Origin of the sequence: Variibacter gotjawalensis (genome assembly GCF_002355335.1) — a bacterium.
Lineage (GTDB): Bacteria > Pseudomonadota > Alphaproteobacteria > Rhizobiales > Xanthobacteraceae > Variibacter > Variibacter gotjawalensis.
This window is the reverse complement of record NZ_AP014946.1, coordinates 4,082,675-4,102,321: the sequence shown is the minus strand read 5'-3', so window position 1 is coordinate 4,102,321 and position 19,647 is coordinate 4,082,675. Positions and strand designations below refer to the sequence as shown.

16 protein-coding genes are annotated in these 19,647 nt (G+C 62.4%); 8 read left to right on the top strand and 8 right to left on the bottom strand.

Features of this window, described 5'->3' with window-relative positions; all coding sequences use genetic code 11:
* Positions 1–99 precede the first annotated feature (99 nt).
* On the top strand, positions 100–1,860 hold the full coding sequence (locus tag GJW30_RS20080; protein WP_096358161.1) for a peroxidase family protein: 1,761 nt from the start codon (positions 100–102) through the stop codon (positions 1,858–1,860).
* Between the two features lie 37 nt (positions 1,861–1,897).
* On the top strand, positions 1,898–2,311 hold the full coding sequence (locus tag GJW30_RS20075; RefSeq protein WP_096358160.1) for a hypothetical protein: 414 nt from the start codon (positions 1,898–1,900) through the stop codon (positions 2,309–2,311).
* 16 nt (positions 2,312–2,327) lie between these two features.
* Here GJW30_RS20075 and GJW30_RS20070 read toward each other — a convergent pair whose 3' ends face one another.
* Complete coding sequence (locus GJW30_RS20070; RefSeq protein ID WP_157746800.1) at positions 2,328–3,974, bottom strand: BTAD domain-containing putative transcriptional regulator; 1,647 nt, start codon at positions 3,972–3,974, stop codon at positions 2,328–2,330.
* On the opposite strand from GJW30_RS20070, the gene GJW30_RS22780 reads away from it, so the two are divergent.
* Positions 3,927–4,658: a hypothetical protein gene (locus GJW30_RS22780; protein WP_157746799.1), complete on the top strand. Its 732-nt coding sequence runs from the start codon at positions 3,927–3,929 to the stop codon at positions 4,656–4,658. The genes GJW30_RS20070 and GJW30_RS22780 overlap by 48 nt on opposite strands.
* 35 nt (positions 4,659–4,693) lie before the next feature.
* Here GJW30_RS22780 and GJW30_RS20065 read toward each other — a convergent pair whose 3' ends face one another.
* Entirely contained in the window at positions 4,694–5,869 is a 1,176-nt protein-coding gene (locus GJW30_RS20065; protein WP_157746798.1) for a serine hydrolase domain-containing protein, read from the bottom strand.
* A 301-nt stretch (positions 5,870–6,170) separates the two neighbouring features.
* Here GJW30_RS20065 and GJW30_RS20060 point away from each other — a divergent pair, with 301 nt between their 5' ends.
* The 4 genes from GJW30_RS20060 to GJW30_RS20045 all read left to right on the top strand — a co-directional run bounded on the left by GJW30_RS20060 (position 6,171) and on the right by GJW30_RS20045 (position 12,095).
* Entirely contained in the window at positions 6,171–7,778 is a 1,608-nt protein-coding gene (locus tag GJW30_RS20060; RefSeq protein ID WP_096358157.1) for an ABC transporter substrate-binding protein, read from the top strand.
* Positions 7,779–7,839: 61 nt separating this feature from the next.
* Complete coding sequence (locus GJW30_RS20055; protein ID WP_245408572.1) at positions 7,840–9,831, top strand: hydantoinase/oxoprolinase family protein; 1,992 nt, start codon at positions 7,840–7,842, stop codon at positions 9,829–9,831.
* Positions 9,828–11,405, top strand: a complete 1,578-nt coding sequence (locus GJW30_RS20050) for a hydantoinase B/oxoprolinase family protein (protein WP_096358156.1) — start codon at positions 9,828–9,830, stop codon at positions 11,403–11,405. The genes GJW30_RS20055 and GJW30_RS20050 overlap by 4 nt, the downstream gene beginning before the upstream one ends.
* A 33-nt stretch (positions 11,406–11,438) precedes the next feature.
* Complete coding sequence (locus tag GJW30_RS20045; protein ID WP_096358155.1) at positions 11,439–12,095, top strand: aspartate/glutamate racemase family protein; 657 nt, start codon at positions 11,439–11,441, stop codon at positions 12,093–12,095.
* On the opposite strand, the gene GJW30_RS20040 is transcribed toward GJW30_RS20045, so the two are convergent.
* Positions 12,092–12,748: a flavin reductase family protein gene (locus GJW30_RS20040; protein WP_096358154.1), complete on the bottom strand. Its 657-nt coding sequence runs from the start codon at positions 12,746–12,748 to the stop codon at positions 12,092–12,094. The two genes, GJW30_RS20045 and GJW30_RS20040, sit on opposite strands and share 4 nt — an antisense overlap.
* Positions 12,749–12,767: 19 nt before the next feature.
* Complete coding sequence (locus GJW30_RS20035) at positions 12,768–13,697, bottom strand: N-carbamoyl-D-amino-acid hydrolase (protein ID WP_096358153.1); 930 nt, start codon at positions 13,695–13,697, stop codon at positions 12,768–12,770.
* A gap of 87 nt (positions 13,698–13,784) precedes the next feature.
* Between GJW30_RS20035 and GJW30_RS20030 the strand changes: the two genes are divergently transcribed.
* A complete protein-coding gene (locus GJW30_RS20030) occupies positions 13,785–14,696 on the top strand; it encodes a dihydrodipicolinate synthase family protein (RefSeq protein WP_096358956.1) in 912 nt (303 codons plus the stop codon).
* Between the two features lie 42 nt (positions 14,697–14,738).
* On the opposite strand, the gene upp is transcribed toward GJW30_RS20030, so the two are convergent.
* The 4 genes from upp to nikE form a co-directional block, all read right to left on the bottom strand.
* On the bottom strand, positions 14,739–15,368 hold the full coding sequence (gene upp / locus GJW30_RS20025) for a uracil phosphoribosyltransferase (RefSeq protein ID WP_096358152.1): 630 nt from the start codon (positions 15,366–15,368) through the stop codon (positions 14,739–14,741).
* 14 nt (positions 15,369–15,382) lie between these two features.
* Positions 15,383–16,639 carry a URC4/urg3 family protein gene (locus tag GJW30_RS20020; protein ID WP_096358955.1) on the bottom strand — a complete coding sequence of 419 codons (1,257 nt, stop codon included), beginning with the start codon at positions 16,637–16,639 and terminating at the stop codon, positions 15,383–15,385.
* A gap of 10 nt (positions 16,640–16,649) precedes the next feature.
* On the bottom strand, positions 16,650–17,903 hold the full coding sequence (locus GJW30_RS20015) for a GTP cyclohydrolase II (RefSeq protein WP_096358151.1): 1,254 nt from the start codon (positions 17,901–17,903) through the stop codon (positions 16,650–16,652).
* A gap of 70 nt (positions 17,904–17,973) precedes the next feature.
* Positions 17,974–19,644, bottom strand: coding sequence for a nickel ABC transporter ATP-binding protein NikE (nikE, locus tag GJW30_RS20010; RefSeq protein WP_096358954.1), 1,671 nt, complete (start codon positions 19,642–19,644; stop codon positions 17,974–17,976).
* Positions 19,645–19,647: the final 3 nt, after the last annotated feature.

The following is a 19,647-nucleotide window of genomic DNA, read 5'->3' as shown; positions in this document are numbered from 1 at the left end:
ATTCGCTTGAGAATTCCGCGTCACTCGAAAGCTGGAATGCGAAATCACGCTCGAATGACGCTGCCGTGATGATCTCTTCGCCAAGAGAGAGGCGGGACAATGCACGGGATCAGCAACTCCTTCATCGCCAGCAACGCCAGCCGGAAGACCTACCAGGATGGTGCGAAGCCGCCACTCGCAAGGGCGATTGTCGACAGCTTTAGCGGCATGCGAAATCTCATTCCGCTGCGGGAATCCAACGCATTCGGCCAGTCTTTGGGCCGCAATCAAGATCTGCGCGTTCTGATGCGCAAGCTCGCAGCGCGGATCGGGCGCGAGAAGCCGTGGCCGGATGTTCTTTCGGGTGCTGCCGATGCGGCAGATAATCCGCGCATCCCGTCGGGTTACACATATCTTTTGCAACTGATCGCGCACGATCTCGTCAACACGTCGATATCGCTATCGACCGCGCAGGGCGACGAATATGGCGTCCATAATTCGAGAGTTCAGGCATTATCGCTCGACACGATCTTCGGCGGGGGCCCTGACGTTTGTCCGCACGCTTATGCGCGCTCCGAAGCTTGCGCCGCGCAATCCGGAAACGTGCCGCGCACGCGCTTGCGTGTCGGCCGTTCGCGCGCGGGGGCTGGACTTCCCGCACAGCCCGGCAACGACATCGGGCGCGCAATTTCCATTGGCGTGCAAAACGACGTCGCGCCTGAGAGCAAGAGCATCAACGAGGCTTTGCTCACCGAGGCGCTCGTCGCCGATGCGCGTAACGACGATCATGCGCTGATCTCGCAGCTGACGCTGTTGTGGCATCGATTGCACAATTGCATCATCGACAAAATAGAACCCAAAGTCAGCGGGCAGTCGGCTGCCGAGAAGGCCTATCACGCCTTCATCCTGTCGCGCTTTGTCGTGACTTTTATCTACCGAAAGATCATTCTCTACGACGTACTCGGTAAGCTGCTCCATCCGATCGCCTTCAAATACTACGTGCTCGATGGGAAATCTCGCGTGACCGACAACGCGAGCGGCATCCCGGTCGAGTTCGCGCATGGCGCTTTTCGATGCGGGCACGCCATGGTCCGCGACAGCTATTTCATCCGCGGCGAGGCGGACCAGGAAAGAGAGACCAATCAAGCGCTGATGTTCAGCGCGCAGCGCGTCCCCAAATTCATGCCGGTCAGCGAGACTTGGGTTATCGATTGGAAGCGCTTCTTTCAGACCGAGGGCAGCGCTGCCAAAATCAATCACAGCCGCCGGCTTGGACCGAATTTTTCGGGCGTACTGAAAAGCGAGCTCTTCTTTCGCGCGCTTACATCCGGCCTCGACGGAACGCCTGATCTCCCGGGCCTGCACAGCCGCGATCTCGTGAGTTCGGCTTTCGCGAATATGTGGTCGGTGCCGGCGCTGATCGACGAATTACGCTCTCGTTCGACGGAGCTTGCGAACTTCTTGCCGCCTTACTCCGATTATGTCGCTCCGCTGACAACGTGGCTGGAAGCAACTTCGATGGGGATCGGTCCGCAACTCGATAGCGGCGATGTCGCGGCCATAACAAAAGATCCTCCGCTCCCATTTTTCACGCTGTTCGAAGCTGCTCTTGGGGACCGAAGAGGTCCGCTGTTCAAAGGCGGCGGGCAGTTTCTCGGGCCTCTCGGCTCGGTCGTCGTCGCCGAGACGATACTCGGCGCGATGTCTCAGCACCCGCTCAGCGTGGGCGAAAAGCATCTCGATACGCAGAAGTCTTTCGCCGAAGCGGCGAGCGTTCTCGAGCCGCTGGGACTCGACAAAGACGTGGCGCGCGACATTCCGGAGATCCGCTCGATGCCGGAACTCCTGACCTTTATGCGCAGCGTGGGCGCTACCCCATAACGCGATGCCTTGTGTTCAATCGGAAGAGGAGAAGTCTATGGCGACAGAAATGAAAATCAGCGACGACATTCGATGGGGCAAGATCGTGAAGTCGTGGGCGACCGGGAAAAACTACGTCAATCCCAACGATCCACCGCTGACGCTTCCGCGCACGCAGCCGGAACTGGTTGCGATGTGTCTCGAACTCGGTGTTACGATCACTTTTCCGGACGAGCAGGATGGTCTGGCGATCATTCAATACAGCCCGCAGACCGTGGTGCTGAAGCTTCCGCCCAAGACGATGGTCGAGGCGACGGAAAGAAAATTCGACGGCGCAAACGCGGAATATCCGATGCCGCCGTTTTACAGCAAGTTTTTCCGCGCCGACTTTCCGACGGATCTGTCAAAAGAAGACTTGTTGGATCTCCACGCCGCGCGCATCGGCGACTACGCGGTTCGAAACTGCGGCTGACACTGCGTCGCGCCGGCTACCACTGATGATGGTGAATGCCATCGACGGGGGCCCCGGCGCCTGCCAGTCCTTCTTTCAATCGCCCCCAGTCGTCCGCGCGGGCGATCGGGAACATATGGAGCAGCCAGCGCGTGATCGTCTCGGGACGCGCCGGCTCTTCCAACGTCCATCGCCGCGACACGGTGGTGAAAAAGCGGCTGAGTGCGGCCGCGGCGGCATCGCGCTCGCCGAGATGAAACAGCGCCGCGCTCTTCCACGCGGGTACGTTCGCGTTGAGGTCGCCGGCGAGATCGGCCGCGACGACGCATCCATCGTAGTCGCCGGCGAGAAATCGCGTCGCCGTGATGTAAGCCCATGGCAGCTGGGCGTGAGAGAATGGTACCTGCTCGCGCAGAATCGTGTCGACGATCTCGACCGCGCGCGTGTGCTGGCCACAGAAGGCGAAACAGTTCGCGGCCGAGATTCTGGTCCACGGATCGTTGTCGTTGAGATCGTAGGCGAGCGGGATGTAGATCATCGCCTGGTCGTAGAGTTTCGCCATCGCGTGCGACCAGCCGAGACAAAGCTGGCTGCGTGAATCGAGCGGGTCAAGCCGCACCGCTTCGTGCGCGTAACTCAGCGCCTGACGCGTCAGGTCTGCGTTGCGGAGCACGCCTGGTTTGACGATGTGATACGAATTGTTGAGCTGTGCCAGACTCGAAAAGGCCGGCGCGAAATAGGGCATGCGCTGCACGACCTTCTTGAACAACTCGGACGCATCATCCCATCTGTTCTGGTCGAAGCCCAGCAGCGTCGCCTGACCGTACAGCCAGACATCGTAGGCTTTCAGATCGATCCGCTGCTGCCCCGCAATGTGCTGCAGGCGCTCAGCCGAAACATGCACGTTGAGCGCTGTTGCGACGCGCCGCACGACGACCTGCTGCGACTGACGCCAATTTTCCAGTGTCAGATTGAGGTTCTCGCTCCACAGGTACGCGCCGGTCGATCCATCTTGCAGTGTCAAGACGAACTGCACAGCATCCTGCACTTCGTGACCGGTCGCCTCGAGTACATATTCGTTGTCGGCCTTCTTGCGGGCGCTCTCGGCCTGACTGTCGCTGGCGTCGCGGACCTGCCATTCGCGAAAGCGGACAAGGCAGCTGATCAGCTCGCGACGAAAGCCCTGCGCGAGATGGTCTTTCGTGGCTAGGCCGCCTGCGAGGTAGAAGGGCCGTACCGACAACACGAGTTTGGTCGGCGCCGGGCGCGGTGAGCCCGGATCGGTTTGCAGGGGTTCCGCGCTGGGATGACGGACCGATGGATCCGGGAGGTGCAGCGTATCCGTTGCGATCGGCGCCGGGCTGCCGCTGAGTGGCAGCGCAAGTTTGATTTCCGCGATGAGGTCTTGCGTCTGTTGGCTCGGCTCGACGTCGTAATCGCGTTCGAGCAAGTCCCATAAGTTCTTGTAGATGCGGAGTGCCGTGCTCGCCTCGCCGGTGACCGCGTAAAGGCGCATCAACACGCGGCATGCTTCCTCGTGCGTCGGATCGAGACTAAGGATCGAGTTTGCGATGTCACGCGTATTGTCGACGGTCTTGTCTTGGCGGCGGAGCGCGTTTTCCAGCTTGCGGATCGTATGATCACGAATGGTCTGGCGCTTCGCGGCGACCCAGGTCTGGAACATGGGGTCGGTGCTCTCGATCCCCCGGAAAATACCTTCGACGCAATCGGTTCCTTCGAGCAGACTCGGATGCGTCGCGCCGGCATCGGCCGCAGCAATCATTTCGGTGACGTCGACGCGGATATTCTTGCGATCGAGCGCGACGCCGAGCTTGTCGGTCAGAAAGCCGCCGAACCCGGTGGGCTCAAGAGCGCCGCGGATTTCATGCAGCGTTTGCCGCAAAGAGGCACGCGCACGCTCTTCGGACGAGTCGCTCCACAGCAGGCCGACCAATTGCTCGCGATTTTCTTGCCGCGAATCGGAAAGGGCGAGGTAACCCAGCAGCGCCTGCGCCTTGCGATTCTTAAGCACAATGTCTTTGTCGCCGACGCGCAGCGCGAAGTTGCCAAGCAACGTCATCGCCAAGACGGCGTCTTGCGGCCTGTCAGGAGTGGCAGCAGCGGGCATCGGATTTGCGGTACCGTAGCGACGGGTTCAATCGCCGTGCGCCTCCATAGTAGATCGCAATGCGGCGAAGTCAAAAGCGAGCCGAAGCTCGTAACCGCGTCAAACAGTTGGCAGCTGATGGTTGATGTTTCACAAACCAAACATTTGAACGAATCGATTAGAGAAAGAAATTCTTCCGTTCCGCTGTTCGCAACTTTCGTGAACGCAGATGCGCCGCACCTGCCGCATCGCGAGTTTTGAGCGCGGGGCTTTCGCCCCGAGTCTCAAGCGTCACATCACTGCTGAGCCGCGATGAATTGGTAGGCACCGCGCTCGAACGCATCCAGCGTCGCTAGAGCTTTGGCGTCGGCGAACGGCAAGTATTGCATCATGATGACACCGGCGACGCCGCGCGCCGGATCGACCCAGAAGAACGTGTTGTTGATGCCGCCCCAGCTTAGGCTGCCGGGCGAGCGCTTGCCGGCGACTTGATCCGTCGTGATGAGGAAGCCCAGGCCGAATTTGTCGCGGCCATCCGCGATGAAGGTGAAGTCGGCGCTGCGCGGGAGCGCGCTCTTGAGTGCCGGAACCGTGACGGCGCCGATGTGGTTTTGCCCCATCATCGCGACGGTTTCGGCTTTGATGATGCGAACGCCGTCGAGCTCGCCGCCGTTGAGCAGCATGCGCATGAAACGCCCGTAATCGGCCGCCGTCGATGCCAAGCCGCCGCCGCCGATGGGCGAGGGGATCGTGAGACCAAGCTGCGGGTTCTGCAGCTCGATGGCGCCGTCCATGCGCTCGCCGCCGCGCTGCTGTTGAGCAACGAGACGCGGCGCTTTCGCCTCAGGTACATTGTATGAGGTGTCGTCCATCTTCAGCGGCGCGAAGATGTGCTGACGGAAATAGTCCTCCAGCTTCTGCCCGGAGACGACTTCGACCATCCGGCCGACCACGTCCGTGCTTGTGCTGTAGTGCCAGCGTTCGCCGGGATCGAACAATAGCGGGCCGCCGAACGGATAGGTCTCGCCGGCGCGCGGCTTGTAGTCGCGCCAGATCGTGCTGGTGAATGGATAAGCGAGGCCGGACGTGTGGGTGAGGAAGTGCCGCACCGTGGCGGGCTTCGATGCGGGGCGCACTTTGTACGCACCGGTCGCGGGATCGAAGGACTCGAAGACCTTGAGGTCGGCGAGCTCGGGGAGATACTTCTGTGCCGGCTCATCGAGGCCGACGCGGCCTTGCTCGATCAGCTGCATGAGGGCGAGCGAGGTCACCGGCTTCGTCATGGACGCGATGCGGAACAACGCGTCTGCCGCCAGAGGGCGCCCCGTCGCGACGTCGGCGACACCGAAGGCGCCTTGGTACAGTACGCTCTTGCGATCAGTCAGGAGCACGACGACGCCCGGAACGTCTTTGCGCTCGATGGCGGAGCGCATGCTCGCGTCGATTGCCTGTTTGGCCGAATCTTGAGCCATTGCCGCGCTTGTCATCGTTCCCGCCAAAACTCCGATGGATAAGATCTGTGCGATCGTCTGCTGGTTCATCGCGTCCTCCCCGTGTCATCACGGACAATCGCCCCGGCTGTTGCCGCAGGGGTCGACGCCGGGAGATTGGAGCGAGGACAGAGAGCTTCGCAAGACCGCACTTTGCATTGGTGCGCCGCGTGTTATGCGCTCGGGCTCGATAGAGGCTTGCGATTTCGCGCCCCGAGCCGCTAACGTGTTGCCATCGAGGGCCGGGCAACCCTGACGGTGGACCGTGAAAACAACAACAAACATGTCGCGGCGCAGCGCCGTAAAACTTCTAGCGGCAGGTGCCGCTTCGACGGCGCTCACGGGTTTTGAGGCGTCGGCGCAATCGCGCGGTGAAACGTTGCGGCATGTGATGGGCGGCACCATCAACTCGCTCGATGCGACGGCGCCAGGTTCGACCCGGGAAGTCTTCGGAATTTCGATGAATGTCTACGATCGCTTGGCGAGCTTCGGCCGCAAGCAGGTCGACGATTACTGGACCTTCGATTTCGACAACATCCGCGGCGAACTCGCCGAGCGCGTCGAGCGCTCGGCGGATGGGCGCACGCTCACCTTTCATCTGCGCCAAGGCGCGAAGTGGCATGACGGCAGCCCGGTGACGGCCGCCGACGTCAAATGGTCACTCGACCGCGCCGTCATCTCGAAAACGCTGTCCCCCGCGCAGCTTGCGTCGGGTTCGCTGACCAAGGCCGATCAGTTCCGCATCGCCAGCGACAATGTCGTCGAGGTAATGCTGGACAAGCCGGATCGCCTCGCGCTCGCCAATCTGTGCGTGCCGTTCAGCCCGATGATCAACAGCACGCTCGCAAAGAAAAATGCGACTGAAGAGGATCCCTGGGCCGTCAATTGGCTCAAGGAGAATGCGGCGGCCGGCGGTGCCTACACGGTCGAGCAGCATCGCGCGGGCCAGCAGACGATTTTGCGCCGTAATGAAGCTTGGCAGAATGGCGCAGGTGGCAAGCTGCCGTTCTTCCAGCGTGTCATTGCGCAAACCGTGCCCGAAGCCGCGACGCGCGCGAATCTCGTCGAGCGCGGCGACGCCGATCTCGCGATCGATCTGCAGGCGAGCGATATCTCGGCGCTGGAGCAGCGCAAGAAGGTCAAGGTTCTTGCTATCCCGCAGACGAACGGTTTTACGGCGCTGGTGTTCAATGTGCGCCAGGCGCCGTTCAACAACGCGAAAGTGCGTGCCGCTATCGCGGCCGCGATCCCTTACGAAAACCTCTTCAAGGCCGCATTGTTCGAGCGAGGCCGCGTCCTCTATGGCGCAAGCTGGACGGAAGCGCCGAACGGCGATTTCCCGCAGCCTCTGCCGGAGCGTTTCGATCTCGACAAAGCAAAGAGCTTGCTCGCCGAAGCCGGCATGGCGTCGGGCTTTGCGACGACGTTCTCGTATCCGGCCGGCGCTGCCGCTTTCGGCGAGCCGATGGCAGCGCTGATCAAAGAGTCGCTCGGTCGTATCGGGATCGATGTCTCGATCCAGAAAATGCCGGACGCGCAATATACGACGATGGAGGTCGAGCGGCGGCTCGCGATCTCGCTCGGCACCGGCACAGCTTGGCTTCCGGCGCCCGATTATTTCATGCGGACCTATTTCGCATTCGAGCAGCGCTGGAACTTCTCCGGCATGCGCGATCCGGAACTCGAGGCGCTGGTGCAGGATGCGCGATTCGAGACAGATGCCGCTAAGTATCAGGCAACGTCGCGCAAGATGATCGACATCGTCGCGCGCGAGATGCCTATGGTGATGCTGTGGCAGCCGAACCAGGATGCCGTGATGATGCCGCAGGTTCAGGGCTTCACCTACGCATTCCATCGCCAGGCGGATTATCGCGATCTCAGCCGCGCTTGATCGTGTCTAAATTTAACGTTGACGTCGCTTGGGCGTTGCCGAGCGCGCGGAGGTTTTGAGTTTGTGGGATATCGGTACGGACATCGGCGGCACCTTCACGGACATCATCGCGGTCAATTCGGAGAGTAGCGAGACGCGCATCGCGAAAGTGCCGTCGCGACCGGACGCGCCGGTGCGCGCGATGCTGGAGGCGCTCGACGCGGTCGGCGTGAAAGCCGGTGAGGTCAGGCGTTTTGTTCACGGCACGACGCGCATCACCAATGCGCTCGTCGAAGAACGCTTGCCGCGCGTCGCATTGATCACGACGGCGGGCTTCGAGGACGTGCTCGAGATTGGCCGCTACCGGCGGCAGGAACTCTATCGTCTCGATGTACCGCCGAAGGCACCGCCGCTTGTGCCGCATCAGCTTTGCTTCGGGATCAAGGAGCGTGTCGATTTCACGGGCGCCGTTCTGGAGACGCTCGGCGATAGCGAGATCGATCGGCTGATCGGGTGGCTGAAGGCGAACAAGGTCGACAGTGCAGCGATTTCGCTCCTGCATTCGTACGCCAATCCGGATCACGAAAAACGCATCGCTGAGAAGATCAAATCGCATGTCGCGCATGTCTGCGCGTCGCACGAGATCAACCCGGAATCGCGCGAATTCGAGCGCGCATCCTCCACCGTGTTTAATGCCGCCGCGATGCCGATTGCGGTCGAGTATCTGACGGAGCTGGAAAAGAAGCTGCCGCTCGGGCCAGGACTGCAAGTCTTCCACTCCGCCGGCGCAATGGTCTCGCTGCCTGCCGTGAAGCGACGCCCGGTCGTGATGGCGATGTCGGGTCCAGCCGCCGGCGTCGCCGCGTCGGCACGCATCGCGCGCGATCTCGACAAGCCGCGTATCCTCACTTTCGACATGGGCGGCACGACGACGGACGTTTGCCTCATCGTCGACGGCGTCGCCGAGATGACCGATACGCGGATGATCGGTGGACGGCCGCTGCGTCAGCCGATGCTGGCGGTGCATTCGATCGGCGCCGGCGGCGGCTCGATCGTGAAGCTTGGGCCGGGCGGCCTGACCGTCGGCCCGCAAAGCGCCGGCGCTGTGCCGGGACCGGTATGCTACGGCCGTGGCGGCACCGAGCCGACGATCACCGACGCCAACGTTGTGCTTGGCTATCTCGATCCCGCCGTGAAGCTCGGCGACGCGATCTCCGTCGATATCGAAGCGGCGAAGCGTGCGCTGGCGCCGATCGCCGACGCGCTCGGGCTCAGCGTCATAGCGACCGCGCTCGGTGTCGTCCGCGTCGCGAATGCCGCGATGGCGCGCGCGTTACGCCGTGTCACGGTCGAACGCGGTATCGACGGACGTGAGTGCGTGCTGCTCGCTTTCGGCGGCGGCGGTCCGATGCATGCAACGGGGCTCGCCGAGACGTATGGCTTGAACGAGATCATCGTTCCGGCCGCATCCAGCGCATTTTCTGCGCTCGGCTGTCTGACGGCGGATTTCAGCTTCTTGCAGCAGCAGACGGTGCGCATGGGTCTCGATGGCCTCTCGATCGATGTCTTCGCGGAGCGAGCGCAAAGTCTCATCCATGAAGCGCGCGGGCCGTTGCTCGCCAACGGCATTGCGGAGAAAGACATCGTTGTCGAGACCGTCGCGCTGATGCGCTACGCGGCGCAGAACGACAGCATGCCGGTGTCCTTCACCTTGCCGCTCGATATCGAGCGCTTGCGCGAGGACTTCAACCGGCTGCACCGCGAGCGCTACGGCTATGCGACGGCGGAGCCGTGCGTGATTGAGTCGCTGCGTGTTCAGGCCGCTAAATCATCGTCTGTGGCTTTCAGCAAGCTGCAGACGGGCCGTCCCAGCGCAGCGCGCCGCGAGCGGAGCTGTGTGTTCGGCAATGGTGAGACCATGACGACGACCATCCTGCCGCGCGAGAGCTTAAGCGGTGCGGTAGAAGGGCCGGCGATCATCGAAGACGCTTGGTCCACGGTGGTCGTCTCACCCGGATGGCGCGCCACGCCGGACGCGCTCGGCAATCTGTTTCTCTCGAGGATTTCGGCATGACACTCGATCCGTTCCTCGTCGAGGTGATCCGGCACGGGCTTTCGGCTGCGGCCGAAGAAATGAGCCTCGTGATGATCCGCTCGGCGCGCTCGCCGTTGTTGCGTGAGGCGGGCGATCTCTCCTCAGCCATCATGGATGCGGAAGGCGGGCTAGCGGGGCAGGGGCGCGACATCCCGATCCATCTCGGTGCGATGGCGTACACGGTGCGCGAGTTGCTCAAGGTCTATCCGGCGTCGCGTTTCCGCGAGGGCGACGCTGTCATTTACAATCTCGGCGCTCTCGGCGGAAATCACCTCAACGATGTGAAGATCGCGCGGCCCGTCTATTCGGACGGGCGGCTGGTGGCGTTTGCGCTGAGTCTTGCGCATTGGCCGGATGTCGGTGGGACGTGGCCCGGCAGTTATCTCGCGACGGCGTTCGATACCTTCCAAGAAGCGATCCGTATTCCGCCGATGCTGATCGCCGACAAGGACGGCCTCAAGCGCGACGTGCTCGATTTCATTCTTGCCAACGTCCGCGATCCGGTCTCGTGCGAAGGCGATCTTCTGGCGCAGCTCGCAGCGACGCGCGCTGCGGAGAAGCGCATTCACGAACTCTGCGCGAAACACGGGACGGATACGTTCGAGGCGGTCCTCGCGCGACTGCACGATCTTTCCGAAGCCGAGATGCGGGCGGCGCTCAGCGAATTGCCCGACGGTGTTTACGAAGGTGTCGACCACGTCGACGAAGGTGGGCCGGACGGTGGCCCAGCCCGCATTCACGTGCGCATCGAAATTCGCGGCGACGAAGCGACATTCGATCTCAGCGGTAGCTGCGACAAGGTGGCGAATTTCTGCAACACCACGCCGTTCATCGCGCGATCGGCTGTCGCCTATGCGGCGCGTATTCTCAGCGGCCGCGACATGCAGCAAAACGCCGGCGCACTGCGGCCGCTCACGATCATCACACGGCCGGGTTCGATCTTCGAACCCGGATGGAATGCTTCGGTTGCGGCGGGCAATCACGAAACATCGATGCGGATTGTCGATGCGACGTTTCGTGCCATGCAGACTGTCATTCCGGAACGTCTTTCCGCCGGCGGTGCGGCAACCTCCGGCTTGATGGCGTTTGCCGAGCCGATGCCGGATCAATCGTGGCGCATGCTCTACGAAGTGCATGGCGGCGGGGAGGGCGCGCGGCACGATCGCGATGGATGCCCGGCAACGCGCGTCCACCTCACCAATACGTCGAACACGCCGACCGAAATCATCGAGGCGAATTACGCGCTGCGCATCGAGCAGCAACGCATCCGCCGCGATGTCGGCGGCAAGGGGAAATTTCGCGGCGGCGATGGTGTGATCCGGACCTATCGTGTGCTGGCCCCGTCGATGTGGCTGACTACCTGCATCGAGCGCAGCGTCATTCCGCCTTACGGGCTTTGCGGCGGCGAGGACGGCGCGACGTACGAGGTCGAGCTTGAACGGGGTGGTGAGAAGCAGAAAATTCCCGGCAAGGCCAATCTGGTGTTGCAACAGAACGATGTCGTCACGTTACGCAGTTGCGGCGGCGGTGGTTTCGGAAAACCGGACGCTTAGCGTATAGTCGCGGCAGACAAGCAGGATAATCGCATGAGCGCCCCTCGCATTCACGTCATCAACCCGAACTCAAACGAAACCGTGACACGCGGCATCGACGATGCGGTCGCAGCGCTCCGTTTTCCGGGCGGACCCGAGATTGTTTGCACTACGCTGAAAGAAGGGCCGATCGGCATCGAGACGCAGGAGCATGTCGACGGCGTCGCCATCCCGCTGCGGCGCATCGTGGAGGCGGACAATGCGTCGGGCGCCTTCGTCATCGCGTGCTACAGCGATCCCGGGTTGCATGTGTGTCGCGAGGGAACATCGCGCCCCGTCTTCGGCATCGCGGAGTGCGGGGTGTTGACGGCGCTATCACGCGCGGAGCGCTTCGGCGTTATCGCGATCAAGCAGCGATCAATCGCGCGTCATATTCGTTACTTGCGCCAGATGGGACTGACTGATCGGCTCGCCGGCGAGCGGCCGCTCGAACTCTCGGTCGCGGAGTCCGCGAGCGACGGCACGTTGCCGAAAATGATCGAGGTCGGGCGTGCGCTCAAAGAGCAGGACGGGGCAGGCGCGATCGTGATGGGCTGCGCCGGAATGGCGCGGCATCGCAAGCCGCTCGAAGAAGCGCTCGGCATTCCGGTCATCGACCCGACGCAAGCCGCCGTGACGATGGCTCTCGGCACGTTGCAGGTCGCGCGCTAAGCGGTTGCTTTCGTTTTCTGATCGCTCAGCCACTCTTCGTAACTCTGGCGGACGTGCGTGAACGGCTCGCCGAGTGAAGCGTAGAAGTTGCCGTAGAGACGGGCGACCGGGCGATATTTCTCGATATCGACACGCAGCGTCTTCGGATCGACGATGCCTTCGCGTGTGTGGATGTGCAGGATCTCGCCGAGCGCGAGACGCCGCTGAGGATTGATCTCGATCGTCATGTAATGGCGGCATTCGAGCGCGGCCGGCGCTTCGGCAATGTATGGAACTTTGATCTTCTCGCTTTTCGCCAGCGTGAAGCCCGCGACATCGATCTCGCTCACATCGGGTGGAAAATCGACAGCGCATTGGTTCATCTGTTTGACGATGCTTTCGTCGACGAGGTTGACGACGAACGAGCCTTCGTCGCGGATGTAGGCCGAGGTGTCTTTCAGCTTGCCGCCGGGTTTCGACTGTAACCCAAGAATGCAGAGCGGCGGCTCTTCCGAGAAGATGTTGAAAAACGAGAACGGCGCCGCGTTGACGACGCCGTTCGGGCTCAGCGTCGTGACGAGCGCGATCGGCCGCGGGATGACGAGGCCGATCAGCAGTTTGTAGCGGTCGCGCATGTCCATCGCGGCCGAGTCGAAGGAAAGGCCCTCGCTCATTCGTTCCCCCTGAGTGTTCTTATTCCGGCAGCGTCACGCCGGTCTGCGCCGTGATGCGCCCGTAGTGTTCGATGCGGCGATGCCGTTTGAAATCGAAGATCGTTTCCTTGTTGAACTTCGTATCGTCGAGATCGATCGTCGCAGCGACAAGTTCATCGTCCTCGGTATTTGCGGTCGCGATGATGTCGCCGTCCGGGTTGGCGATGCAGCTGCCGCCGAACAGCGGGTGGCCGTCTTCATCGCCGCATTTCGCAGTCGCGATGACGAAGGTCGCGTTCTGGTAAGCGCCGGCCTGAACCGAGAGATTGTGATGGAAGAGGCGTTTCTCGGGGCCTTCCTCGGGCTTCTGCGAGTTCACGGATGGCGTATTGTATCCGAGGGCGACAAGTTCGACGCCCTGCAAGCCCATCACGCGATACGTCTCCGGCCAGCGGCGATCGTTGCAGATCGCCATGCCGAAGATGCCGTCCATCGTGCGCCAGACCGGGAAGCCGAGATCGCCGGGTTCGAAGTAGCGCTTCTCGAGATGTTGGAAGGCGCGCTCTGGATCGAATTCGGAATGGCCGGGCAGATGCACCTTGCGATATTTTCCGACGATCTTGCCGTCACGATCCACCATGATCGCGGTGTTGAAGTGGTGGCCGTCTTCGGTGAGTTCTGCGTATCCGAGATAAAAGCCGATCTTGTATTTCGCGGCGCGCTCGAACAGTGGGCGCGTCGCGGCATTCGGCATTTCGCGCTCGAACCACTGATCGACTTCACTTTGTTCGGTCATGTACCAGCGCGGGAAAAACGTCGTCAGGGCGAGTTCCGTGAAGACGACGAAGTTCACCTTGTCGGCATGCGCCTGGTCGAGCAGCGCGCAGAGCCGCTTGACGACCGCCTCCCGGGACTCTGCTTTTTGGATGGGGCCGGACTGGGCGGCGGCGACGCGAAGAATGCGGCTCACGCGGGTACTCCTGAAGTTGCGCAGCGTTCGTGGAGCCTATAGCAATCCATACAACCGGCCCAATCAAGCGGAACTCTTATGCAACGCATGCTCGAACCGAATGCTAGCGGCGTCTATGTCATTGCGGCAACGCCTTTTCACGACGATGGGGCAATCGATACGGCGTCGATAGACCGGATGGTCGATTTCTATCTCGGCTGCGGCGTCACCGGGATCACGGTTTTGGGCATGATGGGGGAGGCCCCGAAGCTCACCCATGCGGAATCGCTCGCCATCACGCGGCAGGTGGTTCAGCGGGCTGGGTTGCCTGTGGTGGTCGGCGTCTCGGCGCCGGGGTTTGCCGCCATGGCGGCACTGACCAAGGATGTCATGGATGCGGGGGCAGGCGGCGTGATGATCGCGCCGCCGTCGACGGCCAAGACGGACGATCAGATCGTCAGCTATTACGCGAATGCGGTCGAGGCGATCGGTTCGGACGTGCCGTTCGCGATCCAAGATTATCCGCTCTCGACCGGCGTCGTGATGTCGCCGGGCGTGATCCGCCGCATCATCGAGCAGAACCCGTCATGTGCTTTGCTCAAGCACGAAGACTGGCCCGGCCTCGAGAAGATCACCACGCTGCGCGGCTTTATGCGCGAGGGACTGCGGCATGTCAGCATTCTGTGCGGCAACGGCGGCGTGTTTCTCACGCACGAAGTCGAGCGCGGAGCCGACGGCGCGAACACCGGCTACGCCTATCCCGAAATGCTGGTGGAGGTCGTCAAGCGCATCAAGGCGGGCGACCGCGCCGGCGCGCATGATCTCTTCGACCGGCATCTGCCGCTGCTGCGCTATGAACAGCAGCCGGGGCTCGGGCTTGCCGTGCGCAAGTACATCCTCAAGCGGCGTGGCGCGATCGCATCCGATGCGCAGCGCAAGCCGGCGATAAAGCTCTCGAAGGAGACTGTCGCGGATGTCGAATTCCTGATTTCGCGGCTGGAAGCGCGCGGCGTCCTATAATTTTCGGTGGTCGCATTTTCTTGACGCGAACCGGTATCCACTTTAGCGCGTGCCGAACATGCGGTCGCCCGCATCGCCGAGACCCGGCCAGATGTAACCGGCTTCGTCGAGATGATCGTCGATTGAAGCGGTCCAAATCGGAACGTCCGGGTGCGCGCCGCGCAGCCGCTCGATGCCTTCCGGCGCGGCGAGCAGGCAGACATAACGCAGCTTCGTTGCGCCGCGCTCCTTCAAGCGATCGATCGCAGCAACGGCCGTGTTGCCGGTCGCCAGCATCGGGTCGATCACGATGACGATACGGTCCGCAATGTCCTCCGGACATTTGAGGAAATACTCGACGGCGTCGAGCGTGACATGATCGCGGTAGATGCCGATATGCGCGATGCGCGCCGACGGAACGAGGTTGAGCATGCCGTCGAGAAAGCCGACGCCGGCGCGCAGGATCGGCGCGAAGACCAGTTTCTTTCCAGCGATAACATTGGCGCGCGTTTTCGTCAGCGGCGTTTCGATCTCGATTTCCTCGAGTTCGAGGTCGCGCGTCAGCTCATAGCAGAGCAGCATGCCGACTTCGTTCATCAGCTGGCGAAAGCCTTTGGTCGAGCGCGTCTTGTCGCGCATCAGCGTCAGCTTGTGCTGCACCAGCGGGTGATCGACGATTTGGACGCCGTCCATTGTAGTCTCCGAAATCAGAATACGGTGCCGTCGGCTTGGATTGCGAGCTGTGGGCCGCCGTCGGCGCGGCGCGATGCCGCGACCGCGCGCCCGGTTGCCCAGGTGCCGCCTTCCAATAAACATGCCAGCGGGAATTGTTCTGCGCTGACGCCAAGCCGTTCGCGCACGAGCGGCGCGAGCTGGTCCAGCAAAGCGACCGTAAGCGCGCGCCAGGCGACGACAATCGCCGAGTCGGCAGCGTGCTGCGCGTTGAGGATTGCGGGATCGCGCGGCACGATGGCGCCGAGATCGATGAAGAGGCCGCCGTTGCGGTACTCCGCGAGACCCGTAAGGCCGTCGGCGTCGGTCACTGTGAAGCCGGCTTGTTCGAGCGGCTCGACAAGAGAATAAGCCATCCACTGCGAGAGCTTGTGGAACGGGATGAGGCCGTCGGTGCTGTCGTCACGGCGGATCGTCGCATGTTTCCAGCAGTCGCCGAGCGATATGCCGGCGAGCTGATGGCGGCCGGGCCAGATCGGGCCGAGCGCGAGGAGGAGTTCGCGCAGAATATCCGGCGCGGCGATACGGTTTTGATCCGCCTGGCGGATGATGGCGTCGAACAAGCCGCCGGGCCGAGCGCTGTCCGCGCCGGCGAAGGACGCGCTATTGGCAAGTGCCGATGTGCCGAGTTGTTGAAGAAGTCGATGGCGACCATCGAGGCCGGTCATCGTGTTGCTCTCGCCGATCTGAAAGGCGTCAGCGAGCTCGTCGAGTTCGAGCGTTGCGAGGCGGTCTGCATCGGCGCGCAGTGGGTCGGATAGGTCGTTCGAGAACAGGCCTTGCTCGAACATCCGCAGAGATGCGAGCGCCAAGCCCTCGGAGCGGCCGATCGTCAGTCCGGTTGCTTGGTCGCGGTAGCGCCATGTTGCGCCGGCTCCGGCGTCGAGCAGCACCGAGACGATAGCGAGATCGAAACGCGATCGCGCGCGGGCAGTTTTATCCGTGAAGGTGGCGCGCTGCTGCAATTCCGCCCAGAGATCGCGGCCTTGAAAAACGAAATGCCGCCAACGCGCATGGAAGGGAATCTTGAGCGACGGATAGTTCGCGCGGATCGTACCGACCACCGCATCGGCGATCGCGGGGAGACGATCGAGATCGACCGTGAATTCTGCGAGGTCTCCGCGCAACGCGACCTCGAGCATCTCGGCCGAGCGCTCGCGCACGGCGGCCGAAGATAGAAGCGAAAGGGCTGCCGAGTGTTCGGCTTCCGACGGCGATAGCGAGGTGAGCATCGTGCGACCGTCAGCTCTCGTCGACACTGCGGCCGACAATGCCGGCCAGCGATGCTTCGTCGAGCGCGCCATCGGCCGCGAAATAGCCCGCGGCCTTCTTGGCCTCCATCTCGACCCTGGCGTCGGCCGGGATGAGATCGTCCGGTATCGGCACGCGTTCGACGACATCGATACCGGAAGCGACCAGCGCGTCGTGCTTCATGTTCGACATCGAGAAATGCTGATCGACGCGGCGAATGCCGAGCCAGTGGATGACGTCCGGCATCATCTGCTGGAAGCGGGCATCCTGCACGCCGGCAACGCATTCGGTGCGCGCAAAATAGGTCGCAGCTTGGTCGCCGCCCTCCTGCCGCTTGCGCGCATTGTAGACGAGGAACTTCGTCACTTCACCGAGGGCGCGGCCCTCTTTGCGATTGTAGACGATGATGCCGACGCCGCCTTGCTGCGCCATCGCGGCGGCGCCTTCGATGCCGTGCGTGAGATAGGGGCGGCACGTGCAGATATCGGAGCCGAACACGTCGGAGCCATTGCATTCGTCATGTACTCGCAGCGCGATGCGCGTCTCAGACTTCCCGAGCTTTGTCACATCGCCGAACATGTAGACGGTGGTTGATCCGGCGGGCGGCAGAAACACCGGCATGTCGGGCCGTGTCACGAGTTCCGGGTACATGCCGGAGGTTTCCTCGAACAGCGTGCGGCGCAGTTCGCGCTCACTGATGTCGAAGCGTTTGGCAATGCCGGGCAGGTGCCACACCGGTTCGATCGCGATCTTTGTCGTCGCGATCTCGCAGCCGTCACGCACGATGTGGCCGTCGGCGCGCAGGCGGCCGAGGCTGATCGCGGATGCGATTTCGGGGATCGTGAGGCGCGCGCGCGTCACCGCGATCGATGGGCGAATGTCGATGCCCTCGGCGATCTCTCCCGCGAAGTCCTCGGCAACGCGATGACCCCAAGGATCGAGCGCGACGATGCGGCCAGGTTCCGACCACTGCGGGAACGGGCCGATGGGCACGACGGGCGCGGTGTTGTGCAGGTCCGGCAGGCGCAGCGGGTCGAGCGCGCGGGCCGAAACCGCGAGCGCGCGATACAACACGTAAGGCCCGCCGTGCGCGCCGATGGCGTTGCGGTGAGCACCTGAATTGACTGTTGCGACGATGGGGCCGCGCTCCCGCGCGGTGGGCGCGTCCCACGTGAGGGGGAAGCGCAATTTGGCTCCGCCTGGATGAGAAGTCAGGCGAATATGGCCGGAACGATTGCCTCGCATATACGGGTCCCGTCAAAAAGAAAGGCTAACGAGCAACCCCACTTTCTGCAAGACGAAACTTTTGGCGGCGTTAACGAACCTCTTCGGCGCGCGATCCGGCGAGGTGAAGCACGGCGTTGAGAAGCTCGCGCGCGTAAGGCGTTTCGGGAGATTTGAAGAGTTTCTTGCTCTCGCCTTGCTCGACGATCACGCCGTTCTGCAACACGACGGTTCTGTCACATAACATGCGCACGACGTTGAGATCGTGACTGACGAAAAGCAGCGCGAGATTGTCCTCGCGGCGCAGACGGTCGAGCAGCTGCAGAATGACGGCTTGCACTGACACGTCGAGCGCTGCCGTTGGCTCGTCGAGGATCAGCAGACGTGGCTTGCAGGCAATCGCGCGCGCGATGCCGACACGCGCTTTTTGGCCGCCCGAAAGTTGATGCGGGAAGCGCGTGAGCAGATCGAGCGGCAGGCCGACGCGCGTCGCGCATTCTTCGACGCGCTCTTTGAGCGCCTTGCCGGACTTGAAACCGGCGAGCCGCAGCAGCGGATGCGCGATACAATCGAACGCCGTGTAGCGGGGATTGAGGCTGTCGGTCGGGTCCTGAAAGACGATCTGAATGTCTTTCCGGAACTCCGATTTGTGGAAGTCGCGCGCCGGCTGCGAGCCGATCGCGTAACCGTCGAAGACAACTTCGCCGGCCGTCGCGTCGAGCAGGCGGCAGACCATCCGCGAGATCGTGCTTTTCCCCGAGCCGGACTCGCCGACCAGGCCGACGCTTTCGCCGGCCGCGATCGTGAACGACACATCGTTGACGGCGAGAACATCGCCGTCAAACCTTTTGACGAGATGCTGCACGTCGAGGAGCAATGGAGTGCCGTGCGGTTTCTCGGCGCGTGGCTTGGCTTCGATCGGCGGCAGCATCGACGGCGCGAGGTCTTCGATGCGGGATGTCGCTGTCGGCGAAGCCGCAACGAGGCGCTTCGTATAGGGATGCTGCGGCGCGCCGAAGAGAAGGCGCGGTGGTGCTTCCTCGACGATCTTGCCTTTCTCCATCACGGCGACGCGCTGACAGTAACGCGAGGCGAGGCCGAGATCGTGCGTGATGAGGATCATCGACATGCCGCGATCCGCGATGATGCGCGCAACGAGGTCCATCACGGTCTTCTGCGTCGTGACGTCAAGGCCGGTGGTCGGTTCGTCGGCGATCAGCAAGGCAGGCTCACATGCGATCGCCATCGCGATCATGGTGCGCTGGCACATGCCGCCGGAAAGTTCGTGCGGATAGGCGTCAACACGTTTTTCCGGATCGCGGATGAGCACGGCTTTGAGGAGATCGATCGCGCGCTCGCGGAGGCTTTTCGCCGAACTCTTCTCATGCGCCGCGATAGCGTCCGCGATCTGTTGCCCGATCGTGCGGATCGGATTGAGCGCCGAACGCGGGTTCTGGAAGATCATCGAAATCTCCGCGCCGTGCAGATTGCGCAGCTGTTTCGATGAGACGTTGGCGATGTCCTGATTGCGGAACGCAATGCGGCCTTTCGTGATGCGGCCGGAGGCGTCTAGCAGCCGCGTGATCGCAAACGCCGTGACGGATTTGCCCGATCCACTTTCGCCCGCAATGCCGAGCGTCTCGCCGCGCGCCAGCGACAGGCTGACGCCGCGCACCGCTTCGACGAGGCCACCACGCGTCGAGAAGGTGACGTGTAGATCGTCGACGATGAGCAGATGCGGCGCGGTTTGTTCGGCAGGCATTGC

Bases quoted from the DNA above. Each gene is read 5' to 3' on its own strand.
- GJW30_RS20080 (WP_096358161.1), top strand. From the start codon at position 100: ATGCACGGGATCAGCAACTCCTTCATCGCCAGCAACGCCAGCCGGAAG.
- GJW30_RS20065 (WP_157746798.1), bottom strand. From the start codon at position 5,869: ATGGCTCAAGATTCGGCCAAACAGGCAATCGACGCGAGCATGCGCTCC.
- GJW30_RS22780 (WP_157746799.1), top strand. From the start codon at position 3,927: ATGATCACGAATGGTCTGGCGCTTCGCGGCGACCCAGGTCTGGAACAT.
- GJW30_RS20020 (WP_096358955.1), bottom strand. From the start codon at position 16,639: ATGCTCACCTCGCTATCGCCGTCGGAAGCCGAACACTCGGCAGCCCTT.
- GJW30_RS20075 (WP_096358160.1), top strand. From the start codon at position 1,898: ATGGCGACAGAAATGAAAATCAGCGACGACATTCGATGGGGCAAGATC.
- upp (WP_096358152.1), bottom strand. From the start codon at position 15,368: ATGGACGGCGTCCAAATCGTCGATCACCCGCTGGTGCAGCACAAGCTG.
- GJW30_RS20070 (WP_157746800.1), bottom strand. From the start codon at position 3,974: ATGTTCCAGACCTGGGTCGCCGCGAAGCGCCAGACCATTCGTGATCAT.
- GJW30_RS20060 (WP_096358157.1), top strand. From the start codon at position 6,171: ATGTCGCGGCGCAGCGCCGTAAAACTTCTAGCGGCAGGTGCCGCTTCG.
- GJW30_RS20040 (WP_096358154.1), bottom strand. From the start codon at position 12,748: ATGAGCGAGGGCCTTTCCTTCGACTCGGCCGCGATGGACATGCGCGAC.
- GJW30_RS20015 (WP_096358151.1), bottom strand. From the start codon at position 17,903: ATGCGAGGCAATCGTTCCGGCCATATTCGCCTGACTTCTCATCCAGGC.
- GJW30_RS20030 (WP_096358956.1), top strand. From the start codon at position 13,785: ATGCTCGAACCGAATGCTAGCGGCGTCTATGTCATTGCGGCAACGCCT.
- nikE (WP_096358954.1), bottom strand. From the start codon at position 19,644: ATGCCTGCCGAACAAACCGCGCCGCATCTGCTCATCGTCGACGATCTA.
- GJW30_RS20045 (WP_096358155.1), top strand. From the start codon at position 11,439: ATGAGCGCCCCTCGCATTCACGTCATCAACCCGAACTCAAACGAAACC.
- GJW30_RS20050 (WP_096358156.1), top strand. From the start codon at position 9,828: ATGACACTCGATCCGTTCCTCGTCGAGGTGATCCGGCACGGGCTTTCG.